15 protein-coding genes, 1 tRNA gene and 2 pseudogenes are annotated in these 17,266 nt (G+C 73.4%); 10 read left to right on the forward strand and 8 right to left on the reverse strand.

The window, feature by feature from the left end; all coding sequences use genetic code 11:
- The first annotated feature begins 79 nt into the window (after positions 1-79).
- Entirely contained in the window at positions 80-1,663 is a 1,584-nt protein-coding gene (locus ACZ7LY_RS08845) for a M4 family metallopeptidase (RefSeq protein WP_471623860.1), read from the forward strand.
- Positions 1,664-1,687: 24 nt separating this feature from the next.
- Here the strand turns inward: ACZ7LY_RS08845 and ACZ7LY_RS08850 are convergent, their stop codons facing one another.
- From ACZ7LY_RS08850 to ACZ7LY_RS08865, 4 genes are all read right to left on the reverse strand, one after another.
- The gene (locus tag ACZ7LY_RS08850; protein WP_471623817.1) at positions 1,688-3,103 is read right to left on the reverse strand and encodes a M1 family metallopeptidase; all 1,416 of its coding nucleotides are present in this window, start codon (positions 3,101-3,103) and stop codon (positions 1,688-1,690) included.
- A 79-nt stretch (positions 3,104-3,182) separates the two neighbouring features.
- Entirely contained in the window at positions 3,183-4,343 is a 1,161-nt protein-coding gene (locus ACZ7LY_RS08855; protein ID WP_471623818.1) for a YncE family protein, read from the reverse strand.
- Positions 4,340-4,945: an ankyrin repeat domain-containing protein gene (locus ACZ7LY_RS08860; RefSeq protein WP_471623819.1), complete on the reverse strand. Its 606-nt coding sequence runs from the start codon at positions 4,943-4,945 to the stop codon at positions 4,340-4,342. Before ACZ7LY_RS08860 ends, ACZ7LY_RS08855 begins: the two co-directional genes overlap by 4 nt.
- Before the next feature lie 313 nt (positions 4,946-5,258).
- Complete coding sequence (locus tag ACZ7LY_RS08865) at positions 5,259-5,822, reverse strand: GlcG/HbpS family heme-binding protein (protein WP_471623820.1); 564 nt, start codon at positions 5,820-5,822, stop codon at positions 5,259-5,261.
- A 424-nt stretch (positions 5,823-6,246) separates the two neighbouring features.
- Here ACZ7LY_RS08865 and ACZ7LY_RS08870 point away from each other — a divergent pair, with 424 nt between their 5' ends.
- The 6 genes and pseudogenes from ACZ7LY_RS08870 to ACZ7LY_RS08895 all read left to right on the forward strand — a co-directional run bounded on the left by ACZ7LY_RS08870 (position 6,247) and on the right by ACZ7LY_RS08895 (position 11,140).
- Positions 6,247-7,425: a sensor histidine kinase gene (locus ACZ7LY_RS08870; RefSeq protein ID WP_471623861.1), complete on the forward strand. Its 1,179-nt coding sequence runs from the start codon at positions 6,247-6,249 to the stop codon at positions 7,423-7,425.
- Positions 7,422-8,063 (forward strand): response regulator, encoded by a 642-nt coding sequence (locus ACZ7LY_RS08875; RefSeq protein WP_471623821.1) that lies wholly within the window; start codon positions 7,422-7,424, stop codon positions 8,061-8,063. The genes ACZ7LY_RS08870 and ACZ7LY_RS08875 overlap by 4 nt, the downstream gene beginning before the upstream one ends.
- Before the next feature lie 13 nt (positions 8,064-8,076).
- Positions 8,077-8,577 (forward strand): hypothetical protein, encoded by a 501-nt coding sequence (locus ACZ7LY_RS08880; protein ID WP_471623822.1) that lies wholly within the window; start codon positions 8,077-8,079, stop codon positions 8,575-8,577.
- Positions 8,513-9,469 (forward strand): annotated as a pseudogene (locus ACZ7LY_RS08885) (hypothetical protein); the annotation flags it as partial. The gene ACZ7LY_RS08880 and the pseudogene ACZ7LY_RS08885, both read left to right, overlap by 65 nt.
- A 197-nt stretch (positions 9,470-9,666) precedes the next feature.
- Positions 9,667-10,059, forward strand: a pseudogene (locus ACZ7LY_RS08890) (FAD-dependent oxidoreductase); the annotation flags it as partial.
- 64 nt (positions 10,060-10,123) lie between these two features.
- Positions 10,124-11,140: an alcohol dehydrogenase catalytic domain-containing protein gene (locus tag ACZ7LY_RS08895; RefSeq protein WP_471623823.1), complete on the forward strand. Its 1,017-nt coding sequence runs from the start codon at positions 10,124-10,126 to the stop codon at positions 11,138-11,140.
- A 51-nt stretch (positions 11,141-11,191) separates the two neighbouring features.
- Here the strand turns inward: ACZ7LY_RS08895 and ACZ7LY_RS08900 are convergent, their stop codons facing one another.
- On the reverse strand, positions 11,192-11,668 hold the full coding sequence (locus ACZ7LY_RS08900; RefSeq protein WP_471623824.1) for a GNAT family N-acetyltransferase: 477 nt from the start codon (positions 11,666-11,668) through the stop codon (positions 11,192-11,194).
- A 23-nt stretch (positions 11,669-11,691) separates the two neighbouring features.
- The gene (locus tag ACZ7LY_RS08905) at positions 11,692-12,573 is read right to left on the reverse strand and encodes an aminoglycoside phosphotransferase family protein (RefSeq protein WP_471623825.1); all 882 of its coding nucleotides are present in this window, start codon (positions 12,571-12,573) and stop codon (positions 11,692-11,694) included.
- Here ACZ7LY_RS08905 and ACZ7LY_RS08910 point away from each other — a divergent pair.
- Positions 12,572-13,255: a rhomboid-like protein gene (locus ACZ7LY_RS08910; RefSeq protein ID WP_471623826.1), complete on the forward strand. Its 684-nt coding sequence runs from the start codon at positions 12,572-12,574 to the stop codon at positions 13,253-13,255. The two genes, ACZ7LY_RS08905 and ACZ7LY_RS08910, sit on opposite strands and share 2 nt — an antisense overlap.
- Here the strand turns inward: ACZ7LY_RS08910 and ACZ7LY_RS08915 are convergent.
- A complete protein-coding gene (locus ACZ7LY_RS08915; RefSeq protein ID WP_471623827.1) occupies positions 13,233-13,973 on the reverse strand; it encodes a DsbA family protein in 741 nt (246 codons plus the stop codon). The genes ACZ7LY_RS08910 and ACZ7LY_RS08915 overlap by 23 nt on opposite strands.
- Positions 13,974-14,116: 143 nt before the next feature.
- Between ACZ7LY_RS08915 and ACZ7LY_RS08920 the strand changes: the two genes are divergently transcribed.
- A complete protein-coding gene (locus ACZ7LY_RS08920) occupies positions 14,117-15,532 on the forward strand; it encodes an NAD(P)/FAD-dependent oxidoreductase (RefSeq protein ID WP_471623828.1) in 1,416 nt (471 codons plus the stop codon).
- Between the two features lie 88 nt (positions 15,533-15,620).
- Here ACZ7LY_RS08920 and ACZ7LY_RS08925 read toward each other — a convergent pair.
- Positions 15,621-15,694: transfer RNA gene (locus tag ACZ7LY_RS08925), tRNA-Thr, on the reverse strand.
- Positions 15,695-15,910: 216 nt separating this feature from the next.
- Between ACZ7LY_RS08925 and msiK the strand changes: the two genes are divergently transcribed.
- Entirely contained in the window at positions 15,911-17,047 is a 1,137-nt protein-coding gene (msiK, locus tag ACZ7LY_RS08930) for a diacetylchitobiose ABC transporter ATP-binding protein MsiK (protein WP_471623829.1), read from the forward strand.
- Positions 17,048-17,266 lie beyond the last annotated feature (219 nt).

Below are 17,266 nucleotides of genomic sequence, written 5' to 3' on the forward strand. Positions count from 1 at the left end.
CACAGGGGTCCCTGAAGGAGTCCGAGTGACCAAGCGCTCCACCGCTCCCCGCCTCGCCGCCCTCGTCGCCTCCGCCGCGATGGTCGCCCTCGGCGTGCAGGCCGGCATCAGCCCCGCGTCCGCCGCCACCGCCCACCGCGCCGCGGGCGCCACCGCCCTCCCCCTCAGCGCGTCCCAGCGGGCCGGTGCCCTCAAGGCGGCGCAGACCGGCGCCCCGGCCACCGCGCACCGCCTCGGCCTCGCGTCCGGCGAGAAGCTCGTCGCCCGTGACGTGATCAAGGACGCGAACGGCACCACGCACACCCGCTACGAGCGCACCTTCGACGGACTGCCCGTCCTCGGCGGCGACCTCGTCGTGCACACCGCGAAGAACGGTGACCTGAAGGGCACGACGAAGGCCCGCAAGGGCTCCATAGCCGTGGCGTCTACGGACGCCGCCCGGGGCCCGGCCTCGGCGAAGAAGTCGGCGGTGGCCGCCGCCCGCGCCGACGAGGGCGTCAAGCGCGCCGCCGCGTCCGCCACGCGCAAGGTCGTGTGGGCGGCCGAACCGGCGAAGGCCCCGGTCCTCGCCTACGAGAGCGTCGTCACCGGCACGCAGAAGGACGGCACGCCCAGCGAGCTGCATGTCGTCACGGACGCGCGCAGCGGCAAGGAGCTGTACCGCTACCAGGCCATCGACACGGGCACGGGCGTCAGCGAGTACAGCGGCACGGTCTCCCTCGGCACGACGGCCTCCGCGTCGGGCGGCTACGACCTGACGGACTCCGGGCGCGGCGGCCACAAGACGTACGACCTGAACGGCGGCTCGACCGGCACCGGCACCCTCTTCCACGACGCCGACGACACGTGGGGCGACGGCACCGCCGCCAACCGTCAGACGGCCGCCGTGGACGCCGCGTACGGGGCCGCCGAGACCTGGGACTTCTACAAGTCCGCGTTCAACCGCAACGGCATCGCGGGCGACGGCAAGGCCGCCTACTCGCGCGTCCACTACGGCAACGCGTACGTCAACGCGTTCTGGGACGACAGCTGCTTCTGCATGACGTACGGCGACGGCGTCGGCAACCAGCACCCGCTGACCGCGCTCGACGTCGCGGGCCACGAGATGAGCCACGGCCTGACCGCGTCCACCGCCAAGCTGACCTACAGCAAGGAGTCGGGCGGGCTGAACGAGGCTACCTCCGACATCTTCGGCACGGCCGTGGAGTTCTACTCCAACACCGCCGCCGACCCGGGCGACTACCTCATCGGCGAGAAGATCGACATCAACGGCGACGGCTCGCCGCTGCGGTACATGGACAAGCCGAGCAAGGACGGCGCCAGCGCCGACTACTGGTCGCGCACGCTCTCCCGCCTCGACGTGCACTACTCCTCGGGCGTCGCCAACCACTTCTTCTACCTGCTCAGCGAGGGCAGCGGCGCCAAGACCGTCAACGGCGTCTCCTACAACTCGCCCACGTACAACGGCTCGACGGTCACCGGCATCGGCCGGGACAAGGCCGTGCAGGTCTGGTACAAGGCGCTGACCACGTACATGACCTCGTCCACGAACTACGCGGGCGCCCGCACCGCCACCCTCAAGGCGGCGACCGACCTGTACGGGGCGAGCTCCGCCGAGTACAAGGCCGTGGCCGCCGCCTGGACCGCCGTGAACGTCAACTAGCTCCTGACGTACCGCCGTTGGGCGTCATCCGGCGTCCAGCGGCGGGGCGGGCGGCTTGCCGTTCCCGTACAGCCACTGCTTCCAGACCCCGGCGAGCGCCTCGGCCTCGCCGGGGTTGCGGCGTTCGACGTAGTCCGTGAAGTCGTCGGTGTCGGCGTTGCCGTAGCGGTGGTCGGCGGGCCAGGAGCGCAGCAGGGAGAAGAACGCCTTGTCGCCGATGACCTCGCGCACCCGCTGGAGGACCATCGCGCCGCGCCCGTAGACCGGTGCGTCGGAGATGTGCGCGGCGCTGGAGGGCCGGGCGGGCGGGAAGGCCCAGACGCCGTCGCTCGCGGGCCGCGCGTACATCTCGGCGAAGGTCCGCGCGGCGCTGTCGCCGCCGTGGTCCTCGTCCCACAGCCACTCCGCGTACGTGGCGAAGCCCTCGTTGAGCCACATGTCGCGCCAGGACTTCGGGGTGACGGAGTCGCCGTACCACTGGTGGGCCAGCTCGTGGACGAAAGTGCTGAAGTGCGGGGTGCCGGGGAAGACCGGCCGGTTCTGCGTCTCCAGGGCGTACCCGGAGTCGTCGTCGCGGTCGATGACGGCGCCGGTCGAGCGGAACGGGTAGGCGCCGAAACGCTTCGTCTCCCAGGCGATCACCTCCGGCAGCCGGTCGAGAACCTTCGGCGCGGACGCCGCCTCGTGCGGGTCGACGGCGTTCCAGTACGGCAGACCCGAGGGCAGCCGGCCCTTCTCGACGCGGAAGTCACCGATGGCGACCATCGCCACGTAGCTCGCCATCGGCTGCCCGGTGTGCCAGTGGTAGGCGGTGCGGCTGCCGCCGTCCACGCCGCGCGTCCCGGTCAACTCCCCGTTGGACAAGGCCCGCAGGCCGCGCGGCACGGTGACCGTGATGTCGTACGTGGCTTTGTCGGAGGGGTGGTGGTTGCCGGGGAACCAGGCCATGGAGCCGGTCGGCTCGCCGAGCCCGAGCGCGCCGTCGGCGGTGGGCAGCCAGCCCTCCTCGGAGCCGTCCGGATCGGTGATGGTCTTGGGCCGGCCGCTGTAGCGGACGGTCGTGCGGAACGTGGCGCCCTCGCGGATCTCGCCGCGCGGGCGCACCACCAGCTCGTGCCCGTGCCGGGTGAACCGGGCGCGGTGCCCGTCGACGGTGACGCGCTCGACGGTCAGGCCCTTGAGGTCCAGGTCGAACGCGCTGAGCGCCTTGCCCGCGCACGCCGTGATCACGGCCCGGCCGGTCAGGCGGCGCGTGTCCGGGTCGTAGCCGAGGTCGAGGGCGTAGTGGCGGACGTCGTAGCCGCCGTTGCCCAGCTTCGGGAAGTACGGGTCGTGCACCCCGGAGTCGCCCGGGGTGCCGCGCACGCCTCCACCGCAGGCGGCGAGGGTGACGAACGCGGTGGCGGTGAGGCCGGCGAGCAGCCGGAGGCGTCGGTGCACGGGCCGATCCTATTGCCCCATATGCCCCTTGACGACCCGTCAGTCGTGTGACGTGCGCCCCGCATCGGGCGCCTCGCGGTCACAGGACGGCGATCCCCAACGGCCGCTCGCCCGCCGCCAGTCGGCGCGTCGCGCCGCTGTCCACGTCCACGACGGTGACGCCGTTCCAGTAGCCGTCGCGGGTGAAGCCGCCGGTCACGTACGCGGTGCGGCCGTCGCCCGAGAGCGCCACGTCCTCGTGCGGCCCGTCGAGCGGCACGACCTTCTCCGTGCCGTCCGGCTTCCTGACGGTCAGCGAGGGTCCCTTGTCGCGCGCGGGGTCGATGGGGCCCGTACCGACCGCGAACAGCGTGCCGTCGGCGGCGACCGTCACACCGTGCTGGTGCGTGTTCGCCGTCATCGGCTCGACGGTCGAGCGGCCGGTGTCCGGGTCCACGGCGACAAGTTTCTCGCCCTCGAACGGCAGCAGCAGCTTCCCGTCCGAGGGACGTACGGCGGTGTAGTGCGGCTTGAGCCAGGAGCCCAGGCCGCCCTCGGTGCCGTACGGGGCCACCTCGATGCGGCGCGTCCCGTGGGTGCGGGCGTCCACGACCGTCACGTCGAACGAGTCGTGGTCCGTCGTGTACACCTGCCGCCCGTCGCGCGAGACGTCCACGTCGAAGGGGCGGCGGCCGACCGGGGTGACGTCGGTGACCTCGCGCTTCGCGGTGTCGACGGTCTCCAGGGTGCCGTTGCCGCCGGGCACGTTGACGCCGACGTACACGTGCCGTCCGTCCGGCGCGAGCGCGATGCCCATGCCGCCGCCCCGGTACTCGCCGCCCGTGACCGGACCGAGGTCCTTCGTGCGGTACGGGATGAGCTTCGTGCGGGCGCGCTTGTCCGTGTCGACGACGGCGACGCCCTCGGCGGTGGCGACCCAGGCGGTCCCGTCCGCCCCGACGACCAGGCCGTAGGGGGCACGGCCCACGCGCACGGAGTCGAAGGCGCCCTTGGCCGGGTCGACGAAACTGACGGTGTCGGCCCCGAAGTCGGCGAGGAGGAGGGTGCCGGTGGGGGTGTGGGCGGTGTTTTCGGCGCGGGCGGTGCTTTTGGGGGCGGTGCTTTTGGGGGCGGTGTCGTCCGTGCCGGGGGCGCAGGCGGTGAGGAGGGCGAGGGCGGCCAGGGGGCCGAGGGCGGCGCGGGTGACCCGTCGGGGGGCGAACCGTCCGGGGGCGGACCGTCGGGGGGTGAACCGTTTCACCGTACGGCCCTCAGCAGTCCGGCGATCTCTTCGAAACCGCGCCGCTCGGCGTGTTCGAGGGCGGTGACGCCGTCGCCGTCGGGGAGGGCGGGGTCGGCGCCCGCGGTGATCAACAGCTCCACGATCTCCTGATGGGCGCGGCCCCCGTCGCCGAGGATCACGGCTTCCAGGAGCGCGGTCCAGCCGAGGCGGTTGACGTGGTCCACGTCGATGTCCGTCTCGCGCAGCACGGCCCGTACGTAGTCGACGTGCCCGCGTTCTGCGGCGGGGATGAGGCTGACGCCGCCGAAGCGGTTGGTGATCTTCAGATCGGGGTGGGCGGGGAGCAGCGCCCGCATCATCTCCACTGAGCCGGTGACTCCGGTGACCAGCCAGGGGGTGTCGCTGCGGGTGTCCTGGGCGTTCGGGTCGGCGCCGGCGGCGAGCAGGGCGCGGGCCGCGGGCAGGTGGTCGTTCATCGCCGCGAGCAGCAGGGGCGTGCGGTGCGCCTCGTCTCTGGCCTCCACGTCTGCGCCGGCGTCGAGGGCAGCGCGGACGCCCTCGGCGTCGCCGGTCCCGGCAGCGTCCAACAGGGCCTGATCAGCCCCGGCATTCCCATTCATCACGCCTCCTGTATCTCTGTGCCCCTGGGTAAGTGGGCCTGCCCGTCGTCCTTCACCTGCGGGCCGGTGGGGCTTCTCGCGCAGTTCCCCGCGCCCCTGTCGGGGCGACTGCGTCGCCACCTCCTCCCCTGGGGAGCCGGGGCGAAGCCCCGCTCCCTCAGGGGCGCGGGGAACTGCGCGAGCAACCACGACGCGAGCGTCAGACGAAGAACCCACCCCGAGGGGCTGCCCCTTCAGGGGCGCGGGGAACTGCGCGAAGCGTTCAGGGCAGCGGGCCTCAGCCGGAGAACTGCCCAGGGGCGCGGAGCCACCGTCAGTTGAGGGAGGCCACGCCCGCCTGGGCGAACTTCTCATCCTGCGCCCCGGACGGCGCCCCGGCCACCCCGACCCCGGCCACAGGCCCACCCTTGGCCACAACAGGCGCCCCACCCGCAAGGAACAACGTCCCCGGAATGTCCTTCAACGTAGGCGCGTCAGCCAGCCGCTTCGCCAGCTCGGACGTAGGCGCGTTCCACGACACCGCCGTGAACGCCTTCTTCTCAGCCGCCTCGTACGACTGCGGCCCGGCCCCGTCCCCCCGCATCGTCAGAATCGTGTTCCCGTTGCGGTCCACGACGGCGACGGACACCCGCTGCCCGTCCTTCTTCGCGGCGTCGAGCGCGGCCCGCGCGGCCTTGGCGGCGGCGTCCACGGTCAGGTGGGTGGTGGACGTCGTGGCGCTGCCCTTGACACCGGCGGCCTGCACGGCGGCGGCCGGCGCCGCGCTGTCCGCGGCGTTCGCGGAGAACGCGCCGAACCCGCCGACGGCGATGGCCGCGGCGAGCGCCGAACCGGCGATGACACGGGTGCGCTTCGAGACCTTCTTGACGTGCTTCATGGGGAGAACTCCAGTTCGCTGAGGAAGCTGAGGAAGCTGAGGTGGGGGGACGCGCCCCGCTCTGCCTCCATCGTGGGCCCGCGCACCGCCCCCGCCCCTCGACGATCCGGCTCCTCCGGACGCGCCGACCGGCGGACGCGGGCGTCATCCGATCGGTTGACCCGGCGGGCGCCCACCCGGGCGACAATGGGAAGGTCTGCCCAGGTGAGAGCGGGTTCCACGACTCGGGCCCGGGCCGGTACGGAAGTGCCCGTACGGAAGGAAGGAGGCGGCCGTGACCCACCGTCCGGCACGCGCCACGAGCCCGTACGGGAACCCCCCGCACCCCGGCCCCGCCACCCCGGCGGCCGGCGCGGCCCACCACGCGTACGAGGACGACAGCCACCGCGCGTACGAGGACGACACGCGCTGGCTCACGGCGGTCATGCACACGGTGTTCTTCCTGCTGCTCGGCGTCGCCCTCGCCCGTTTCCTGCTGCGCCACGCGGTGGAGGCCCGCACCCCGTGGATCATCGGCCTGAGCGCGCTGCTCGCCGTGCTGTACGGGTCCGGGGTGGCCCTGGACCGGCCGGGTCGGAGCACGGCGCGGCGACGGCTGTGGCTGGGCCTGGTCGTCGCGGTGGTCGTGGTGCTGGTGGTGCTGGCGCCGAGCTTCGCGTGGGCGGCGGTGCCGCTGTTCTACACGGGTCTGCGTACGCTGCCGACGCGCGCGGCGCTCGTCCTCGTGACGCTGCTGACGGGCCTCGTCATCGCCTCGCAGGTGCGGCTCGCGGGCCGCTGGGACCCGGACCTCGTGCTCGGGCCGCCGGCGGTGGCGCTGCTGGCCACGGCCGTGTTCCTGCACATGCGCAACCAGTCGGCGCGGCAGCGCGCCCTCATCGACGACCTGATCCGCACCCGCCGCGAACTGGCCGCGTCCGAGCGCCGCGAGGGCACCCTCGCCGAGCGGCAGCGGCTGTCCATGGAGATCCACGACACGCTCGCGCAGGGCCTGTCCAGCCAGCAGATGCTGCTCCAGGCCGCCGACCGGGTGTGGGCGGCCGACCCGGACAAGGCCCGCGCCCATGTCCGCACGGCGACCTCCATCGCCGAGCACAATCTCGCCGAGGCCCGCCGCTTCGTGCACGATCTGACGCCGGCCGACCTCGCCGGGGGCGGCGGGCTGGCGCAGGCGCTCCGCACGGTCGCCGCCCGCGAGTCCGGCGACCGGCTCACCGTCCGCGTCCACATCGACGACGGGGGGCGCGCGCCGCGTCTGCCCGACCGGGTCCAGTCGGCGCTGCTGCGGATCGCGCAGGGCGCCCTCGCCAACGTACGGGAGCACTCCGGCGCCGCCTCCGCCGCGCTGACCCTCACCCTCCTCGACGACCAGGTCGTCCTCGACGTCGCCGACGACGGCCGCGGCTTCGACCCGGCGGCGGCCGGTGAGGGGCCCGGCGCGGTACGCGGGCACGGGCTGCCCGCGTTCCGCGCGCGGTTGCGGCAGCTCGGCGGCACGCTCACCGTCGAGTCGGCGCCCGGCGAGGGTACGGTCGTCTCGGCCGCCGTGCCGCTCGGGCGCGGGGCGCCGGATCCCACCGCCCACGAGGAGCCGCAGCCATGACGTCGTCGCAGGTCCCGGTCCGCATCCTGCTCTGCGACGACCATGTCGTGGTCCGCGCGGGGCTGCTCGCCCTGCTGGACAGCGCGCGGGACATCGAGGTCGTCGGCGAGGCCGGCACCGGCGAGGAGGCGCTCGCGCTGGCCGCGAAACTCCACCCCGACGTCGTTCTGATGGACCTCCAGCTCGGCGACGGTATCGACGGCGTCGAGACCACGCGCCGCCTCACCTCGGGCCCCGCGCCCGTCCCGCACGTCCTCGTCCTGACCACGTACGACACCGACGCGGACATCACCCGGGCCATCGAGGCGGGCGCCACGGGCTATCTGCTGAAGGCGGAGCGGCCCGAGGAGCTGTTCGCCGCGATCCAGGACGCCGCGCAGGGCCGTACGACGCTGTCGGCGCCGGTCGCCAGCCGGGTCATGGCCAATATGCGCAGGCCCCGGCCCACCCTCACCGACCGCGAGCGGGACATCCTCGCGCAGCTCGCGCACGGGCTCGGCAACCGGGACATCGCCAAGGCCCTGTTCATCAGCGAGGCCACGGTCAAGACGCACCTGGGCCGCATCTACGACAAGCTCGGCGTGGACACCCGCGCGGGCGCGGTGGCGGTCGCCAAGGAGCAGCGGCTGCTGCCGTGACACCATCACGTACGTGCTCGACATCGGTTACGCCCTCTCCCGCCGCTTCCCGGACCCGCCCCAGACGGACTACCGGAGTGCCGACGTGCACGCGCTGCGGCACGACCTGTTCTGCGGCGATGTGTATCTGGCCGACACCGAGGCGGACCGGGAGGTGTCCACAGCCTGGGGATGGGTGCCGGTGCTCGACTTCGCGTGGGCGCTGTGCGACATCGTGGAGCGGCTGGACCGGGATCCGCGCGGCAGCCGGTCGGCTACGCCGCAGTACGCGGAGCTGGACTTCACGGAGTCCACGGATCTGATGCTGTTCGAGCGGCGGTTCGGGTGGGTGGACATCGAGGCGGACTGGATGGCTCGGGATGAGCCGGCGCTCACGTTCTCCTTTGCGGAGTTGCGGCGGGAGGCGCGGGACTTTCTCCATGACCTGATCGCGGATCTCACGGACCTCCATGACGCGCTGGCCCAGAACCCCACGATCTGGCACCTCCAGTCCCAATACCCCCGCCTCCCTTGACCCTCCTCAATCGCCGGAGGGGCTGGGAGTATGCGCTGAGGCCAGCCCCGTAAGGGGCGCGGGGAACTGCGCGATCAGCCACGACGAAGCCCGCACCCGGCGACAAACCCTGGGGCTCCGCCCCAGACCCCGCTCCTCCGCCGAGGCGGGCGCCCGCGTCACGCTGCACGAGGCCCATCACACCCTCGGCGGCCGTGCCCGTACCGCCGACGCCCCCTACCGCACGCACGAGGGCCCGCACGCCCTCTACGACCGGGGCCCGCACTGGGCCTGGCTCAAGCGGCGCGGACTGCTCGGCCGGGTCGCGTCCGTGCCGCCCGCCGACGCGACCCGGCTGCGTTTCGTGCGCGGCGGCACCCTGCGCCGCACCCCGCCCGCCGCCTTGGCCCGCATGGTGCTGCACCGCCCCGAAAAGGCCCCCGTGGACGAGGACTTCGCCACCTGGGCCGCCCGCTTCGTGGGCCCGGAGGGCGCCCGCGCCACCGCCCACTACACGGCCGTCGCCCTGTTCCACCACGACCCGGGGCGGCTGTCCGCGCGGTTCGTGCAGGAACGCCTGCGGCGCGCCGCGCGTCTGCCGCCCGAGGCGCACTACCCGGTCGGCGGCTGGGCGGCGCTGATCGACCGGATGGCGGCCCGCGCCTGGGACCTCGGCGTCCGGATGGAGACCGTCAGCCGTGTCGACACGCTGCCGGCCGGCGGTCCCGTCGTCGTCGCCACCTCCCTGGACGCGGCGCGCCGGCTGCTCAAGGACGACTCCCTGACCTGGCCGAGCGGCCGTACGGCGCTGGTGGACCTGGCGCTGCGGTCGCGGCGCGGCGACCTGTTCGCCGTCTCGGGGATCGACTTCCCGGGCTGGCTGGAACGGTTCACCGGCCCCGACCCCTCCCTAGGGCGTGTCCGCAAAGTCCCGTCTGCCCCGCGACGCCTGGCACGCACTCTCGCCGCACCGGGCGTAAGGCCAAGTACATCCAGTACGAGGCCTTGCACCCGGCACTCCCCCAGCCTCCGGCCGGGGGTACCCCCAGAGCACGCACCAGACGCCGCGGGGCCGTCCTGCGGACGACGACGGGACTTTGCGGACACGCCCTAGCCCCGCCCGGCGAGAGCCTGATCCAGGGGCAGGTGCCGCTCGCACCCGGCGAGTCGAAGGCGGACGGCATCGCGCGCGCGGAACGCCTCCTCGACCTCGCGTACCCCGCCTGGCGCGAGCGCCTGACGTGGCGGCGGGACGCGGTCGCGCAGGGACGTTCCGGCGCCCTTGACCCGGTGGGCGCGACCTGGCGCGACCGGCCCGCGATCGACCGAGGCGACGGTGTCTGTCTGGCCGGTGACATGGTCGCCGCGCCCGGCGTGCTGAGCGAGGTGTCGTTCCTGAGCGCGATCGAGGCGGTGACGCTCGCCCTCAGCACCTGGCCTGGTCCGCCCCGCACCCGGCGCGGGCCCGCCGCCCCGGCCCGCCTTGACCTCAAGCGGAGCTGAGGTTCAAGACTGGCGGTCAGGCGGCCGGGGAACCCCGCCCGCCCCCGCGTAAGAGGGAGCGCTCATGCACGCCGTCCGCCTGCACGCCTTCGGCCCCGCCGAGAACCTCGTGTACGAGAAGGCCGAGGACCCCGAGCCGGGCCCCGGCGAGGTCCGGGTCGCGGTCGCGGCGGCGGGCGTGCACCTGCTCGACACCGCGATCCGCGAGGGCGTACAGGGGCCGCTGCCGAGCCTGCCCGAGCTGCCGACGATCCCCGGCCGGGAGATCGCGGGGACGGTCGACGCGCTCGGCGAGGGCACCGATCCGGCCTGGCTCGGCAAGCGCGTCGTCGCCCACCTCGGCTTCGCCCCCGGCGGCTACGCCGAACTCACGGCCGTCCCCGCCGAGCGCCTGCACGCGATACCGCCGAACCTCGATCCCGCGCAGGCCGTCGCCATGATCGGCACGGGCCGCACCACGGTCGGCATCCTCAACTTCACGGACGTCGGCCCGGACACCGTCGCCGTCGTGCCCGCCGCCGCGGGCGGCATCGGCACGCTCCTCGTGCAGTACGTGAAGCACCGCGGCGGCACGGTCGTCGGCCTCGCCGGAGGCCCCGCCAAGCGCGCGGCCGTCGCGGCGTCCGGCGCGGACCTCGCCCTCGACTACGAGGACCCCGCCTGGCCGGAGGCGGCCCGCGCGTTCCTCCACGCGCGCGGGGTGCGCGCGAACGTCCTGTACGACGGGGTGGGCGGGCCCGCCGCCGACGCGGCCCGCGACCTTCTCGGGCCCGGCGGCCACCATGTCGTCTTCGGCTGGTCGGCGCGCGGCATCGGCGCGGACGGCGGGCCCGAACTCCTTGACGAGGACGAGCGGGAGCGGCGCGGCATCGTGCAGGAGGTCGTCCTCGGCCCGGCGATGATGCGCAAGGCGGGCGGCGGCGACAACCCCGTCCGTACGCTGGAACTCGCCGCGCTCGACCTCGCGGCCCGGGGCGTGCTCGCCCCCGCCGTGCGGCGCTTCCCGCTGGCCCGCGCCGCCGACGCGCACCGCGCGCTCCAGACCCGCGCGACGACGGGCAAGGTCGTCCTCGAACCCTGAGCGCGCCAGGCGGGCCCACGCTCACCCCCCACTCCCCCGCTCACGCTCCGCTCACGCGGCGCCGAGGCCCGCCAGCGCGTCGTCCGTCAGCCGGAACACCGTCCACTCGTCCTGCGGCCGCGCGCCGAGCGCCCGGTAGAAGGCGATGGCCGGCTCGTTCCAGTCGAGCACCGACCACTCCAGGCGCTCGTAACCGCGCCGCACGCAGATCCGCGCCAGCTCCGTCAGCAGCGCCTTGCCGTGCCCGCCGCCGCGCGCCTCGGGCCGCACGTACAGGTCCTCCAGATAGATGCCGTGGACGCCGCGCCAGGTCGAGAAGTTGAGGAACCACAGCGCGAACCCGACCGGCTCCCCGCTCTCCTCGTCGACGGCCATGTGCGCGTACGCGGCGGGCCGCTCCCCGAACAGCGCCTCCCGCAACTGCTCCACACCGGCCCGCGCCTCATCGGGCGCCTTCTCGTACGCGGCCAACTCCCGCACCATGGCGTGGATCACGGGAACGTCCTCGACAACAGCCTCACGAATCATCCCCGCACCCTAGAGCCTGCCGTTCACGCCCTTCCGAGGAGCCGTCCCGCCAGCTCCACGTGCGCGGGCGCGGGGGGCCGCCCCTCGGCCGTGTCCCACAGGGCGTTCTGCAGCATCCGGGCCAGCGTCCACGCGCGCGCCCGCGCGCGGTCCAGGCCGAGGAGCGCGGTCAGGGCGTCGAACCGCCAGGTCACCTCGTCCGTGTCGAAGCGGTTGACGAGCGCCGGCCACAGCTCGAAGCCGGGGTCGCCGGCGAGCGGCTTGGGGTCGATGGCGAGCCAGGGCTCACGCTCGGCCGCGAGCACGTTCTCGTAGTGCAGGTCCCAGTGCAGGAGCCGGTCGCCGGGCTCGTCGGCGACCTCGCGCAGCGCGGCGGCGCAGTCCGCGACCACCCCGCGCGCCACCGGATCGGTGATCCGCCGCAGCGCTCCCGGGGTCCGCGCCAGCATGTCCGCCGCGAGGTCGCCGAGCCGCCGCAGCCCCTCGGGCGCCGCCCGGTCCGTCAGCCGCGCCAGCAGCTCCCCGATGATCCGCACCGCGTGCCGGCTGTCCCGTACCGTCGTCAGCGTCCGCCGCTCGTCGAGCCGTTCGAGCAGCATCGTGCCGGTCGCCGGGTCGTGCGCGAGGAGGCGGACCGCTCCGGCGCCCGCCCAGGCCCGCAGCGCGACGGGCTCGCCGGCGGTCTCCTCGTCCACCGCCTGGAACTTGAGCACCGCCGCGCTCCCGTCCCCCCGCCGCACCACGGGCACCACCACCGCGACCGCTCCCCGCATCGCGGGCCCGGCAGGCGTCAGCTCCCACCGCCCGGCGAACTCCGCCAGGGGCACGCCCCGCCCGGCACCGTCCAGCACGTCCGGAATGTCGCTCACCCCGCCGACCCTACGCCCGTGCCTGAATGCGGACATGCGCTCTTTTCTCCGTCGTGCCCGCGCCGCCGTCCGCGCCTATGTGCGCAGCGCCCCCGGCACGTACATCTGGCTCGCCGCGCTGTTCGTGACGACCGTCGCCATGCATCACATGAGCCCGGAGTTCGAGGAGGCGTTCCTGCGGAAGCGGTCGACGAACCTGCACGAGCTGGCGCAGAACCCGGTCCGCGTCCTCGTCGCGTCCGCGCTGTGGATCGACGGCGCGACCTGGTGGCCGTACGCGATCCTCTACAGCCTCTTCCACGCGCAGGCGGAGCGCTGGCTCGGGACGGTGCGGTGGATCGCGGTCGCCGCGACCGCCCACGTCTGCGCGACGCTGCTCAGCCAGTGCGCGCTGCTGTGGGCGATCCGCCACGGCCACGCGCCGCTGAGCGCGGTCAGGACCACGGACGTGGGCGTGAGTTACGCGCTCGCGGGCGTCGTCGCCGTCCTCACGTTCCGCATCGCGCGCCCGTGGCGGTACGTATATCTGGCGGCCGTCGTCGTGTTCTACGCGGTACCGCTCGGCACCGGACACACCTTCACCGACCTCGGCCACTTCAGCGCGGTCCTCATCGGGCTCGCGTGCCGGCCGCTGACGCGGGGCTGCGGCGAGCCGTTGCGGCCCGCCGATCTGGTCGCGTCAGTACGGGCGGCCGTCAGCCGATCCCGGCGCTCTTGAGGACCTTGGCGAACGCGGCCTCGCTGTACATGGCGTCCTCGGGACCGCCCGCCTTCTTGCCGTCGATACGGACGGTCGGCGTGCCCTGCACCCCGTCCTTGCGGAAGGAACTCATCGCCTCGGCGACCCAGTCGCCGTGCGCGTCGCCGTTCACGGCCTTGTCGAAGGAGGCGGAGCGCAGCCCGTCCACCTTGTCGGCGATCTTCAGCAGGAAGGCGTCGGTGTAGGCGTCGTGGCTCTCGTCCTCGGGCTGGTTGGCGAAGACGGCCGCGTGGTACTGGGGGAACTTCCCGGCGTCCACGGAGGCGCGCAGCGCGTTCGCCGCGCGGACCGAGCCGGAGCCGCCGAGGTTCTTGTCGAGGAACGACGCGACCGTGTACTCGATCTTGACGTCACCCTTCTTCGCCGGCCCGAGCAGCGCCCGCGCCCCGCCCTCCTCGAACCGCTTGCAGAAAGGGCAGCGCGGGTCCTCGTACACCTGGACGGTGTGCGGCGCGTCCGGCTTGCCGACCGTGATCACCGCGCCGTCCACCCGGGCCGGCAGCCCGGCGAACGCGGACGCGTCAGGCACCGCACGCACCTCCGCCTCCGCGCTCGCCGAGCCCTTCAGGGTGCCGGCCGACGAGGATCCCTGGCCCGAGGACGAACAGGCGCCGAGCGTGAGCCCGACTCCCAACGCGACGACCGCCGCACCGACACCGCGCGTCCCCAGCCTCATGCCACAACCCTTCCGGTTCGACCGAACACCCCCAAACTACGCAGATCGCCGCGCGGGCGGCGACGGCGAAGGACCCGACCGGCCGGGACCAACGGCCTTCACCCCCTCCCGCGCCGCCCCCGCTGCCAGTAACGTCCACCGCCATGAGCAGCACGAACAGCAGTCACGGCGGCACGGTCAACGGCGGCATATCGTTCTGGTACGCGGACGACGGCCTCCCCCGCTACCGCGAACCCCTCCCCGGCGACGCCACCGCCGATGTCGTCATCGTCGGCGGCGGCTACACGGGCCTGTGGACCGCGTACTACCTGAAGAAGGCCGCGCCCTTCCTGCGCATCACGGTCCTGGAGCAGAAGTTCTGCGGCTACGGCGCCTCCGGCCGCAACGGCGGCTGGCTCTACAACGGCATCGCGGGCCGCGACCGGTACGCGAAGCTCCACGGCCGCGACGCCGCCGTCCGCCTCCAGCAGGCCATGAACGACACGGTCACCGAGGTCATCGACGTGGCCCGCGCCGAGTCCATCGACGCCGACATCCACCACGGCGGAGTCCTCGAAGTCGCGTACACCCCGGCCCAACTGGCCCGCCTGAAGGCGTTCCACGAGACGGAACTCTCGTACGGGGAGAAGGACCGCACGCTGCACGGCGCCCGCGAGACCGCCGACCGGATCCGCGTCGCGGGGGCCGTCGGCTCGACGTGGACCCCGCACGGCGCCCGCCTGCACCCCGTGAAGCTCGTCAAGGGCATCGCCGCCGCCGCGGAGGCGCTCGGCGTCACCATCCACGAGTCGACGCCGGTCACCGAGATCAAGCCCAAGCACGCCGTCACCCCCTACGGCACGGTCCGCGCGTCGTACGTGCTGCGCTGCACGGAGGGCTTCACCGCCTCCCTCAAGGGCCAGCGCCGCACCTGGCTGCCCATGAACTCCTCGATGATCGCCACCGAGCCGCTGACCGACGCGCAGTGGGAGTCCATCGGCTGGGAGGGCCGCGAGACCCTCGGCGACATGGCGCACGCCTACATGTACGCGCAGCGCACCGCCGACGGCCGGATCGCGCTCGGCGGCCGGGGGGTCCCGTACCGCTTCGGTTCGCGCACCGACAACGACGGCCGCACGCAGGCCCGTACGGTCGAGGACCTGACCGAGATCCTGACCCGCTTCTTCCCGCAGCTCGCCGGGGTCCGCGTCGCCCACGCCTGGTCCGGCGTCCTCGGCGTGCCCCGCGACTGGTGCGCGACGGTCACCCTGGACCGCTCCACGGGCCTCGGCTGGGCGGGCGGCTACGTCGGTTCCGGCGTCGCCACCGCGAACCTGGCCGCCCGCACCCTGCGCGACCTCGTCCAGCAGGACTCCGGCCAGAGCGGCCCGACCGACCTCACCGCGCTGCCCTGGGTCGGCCACAAGGTCCGCAAGTGGGAACCGGAACCGCTGCGCTGGCTCGGCGTCCACGGCATGTACGCCACGTACCACGCGGCGGACACCCGGGAGCTGACCACGCCCACCGCCACGTCCTCCCGCCTGGCCCGCCTGGCGGACAAGGTGGCAGGCCGCAACTGACCCCCCGCCGCCCGGACACACCCGCCCCGGACACCACAGCGCCCCGGACCGATCCACAGTCCGGGGCGTTCACGCGGTCCCTCACCAGAGCCCCCTGTCGGATTCGAACCGACGACCTTCGCTTTACAAGAGCGGCGCTCTGACCAGCTGAGCTAAGGAGGCAGCCCGAGCAGTGTAACCAACGCGGGGAGCGGCGCCGTCGGGAACTTCGGCGAATCTCACAGGGGCCGGAGTACTGACAGATCGGGCGCCCCCCGGGTACGGTCCGAGCAGTTCACCCGTGTGGACTACACCAGTGCGGCGATCGGCCGCAGTGGCTCACCCGCTTTACAACGGATCGTCCGGCACGTTCCTGCCGGTGAAGGGGGCTTCACAGCCATGGCTTCTGTCACGTTCGACAAGGCGACCCGCGTCTACCCCGGCTCCGACAAGCCCGCGGTGGACGGGCTCGACATCCAGATCGAGGACGGCGAGTTCCTCGTGCTCGTCGGCCCCTCGGGCTGCGGCAAGTCGACCTCCCTGCGCATGCTCGCCGGCCTGGAGGACGTCAACGGCGGCGCCATCCGCATCGGCGACCGCGACGTCACGCACCTGCCGCCCAAGGACCGGGACATCGCCATGGTGTTCCAGAACTACGCGCTCTACCCGCACATGACCGTCGCCGACAACATGGGCTTCGCGCTCAAGATCGCCGGCGTCAACAAGGCGGAGATCCGGCAGAAGGTCGAGGAGGCCGCGAAGATCCTCGACCTGAGCGAGTACCTGGACCGCAAGCCGAAGGCCCTGTCCGGCGGTCAGCGCCAGCGCGTCGCCATGGGCCGCGCGATCGTGCGCGAGCCGCAGGTCTTCCTCATGGACGAGCCGCTGTCGAACCTCGACGCCAAGCTCCGCGTCTCCACCCGTACGCAGATCGCGAGCCTCCAGCGCCGCCTCGGCATCACCACCGTGTACGTCACCCACGACCAGGTCGAGGCCATGACCATGGGCGACCGCGTGGCCGTGCTCAAGGACGGTCTGCTCCAGCAGGTCGACTCCCCGCGCAACATGTACGACAAGCCGGCGAACCTGTTCGTGGCCGGCTTCATCGGCTCGCCCGCGATGAACCTCGTCGAGGTCCCGATCACGGACGGCGGCGTGAAGTTCGGCAACTCGGTCGTCCCGGTCAACCGCGACGCGCTCAAGGCCGCCGCCGACAAGGGCGACCGCACGGTCACCGTCGGCGTCCGCCCCGAGCACTTCGACGTGGTCGAGCAGAACGGCGAGGTCGCCAAGACGCTCACGAAGGACACGGCCGACGCCCCGGCGGGCCTCGCCGTCACCGTCAACGTCGTCGAGGAGACCGGCGCCGACGGCTACGTCTACGGCACGGTCGAGGTCGGCGGCGAGAAGCGCGACCTCGTGGTCCGCGTCAGCAGCCGCGCCGTCCCCGAGAAGGGCGCCCTGCTGCACGTCGTGCCGCGCCCGGGCGAGACCCACGTCTTCTCCACGTCGACCGGCGAGCGCCTCACCGACTGACGCACCGGCCGGCCCGCGGGCTGACGCACCGGCCGTCCACCGGAAGACCCGCCGCGTGACCCGCCAGGCGTACGCGCGCCGGTTCGCCTGACAGCGGACCGGCGCCGGCGGCACACTGGCACCCCCGGCGTCCGCAGGGGCCCCGCGCACACCCGCGCGGGGCCTTTCGCGTGCCCGCGCAACGATGTCGACAAATACCCCGGCAATTAGGACAATTCA

It is taken from the genome of Streptomyces sp. NPDC107550 (assembly GCF_055639095.1).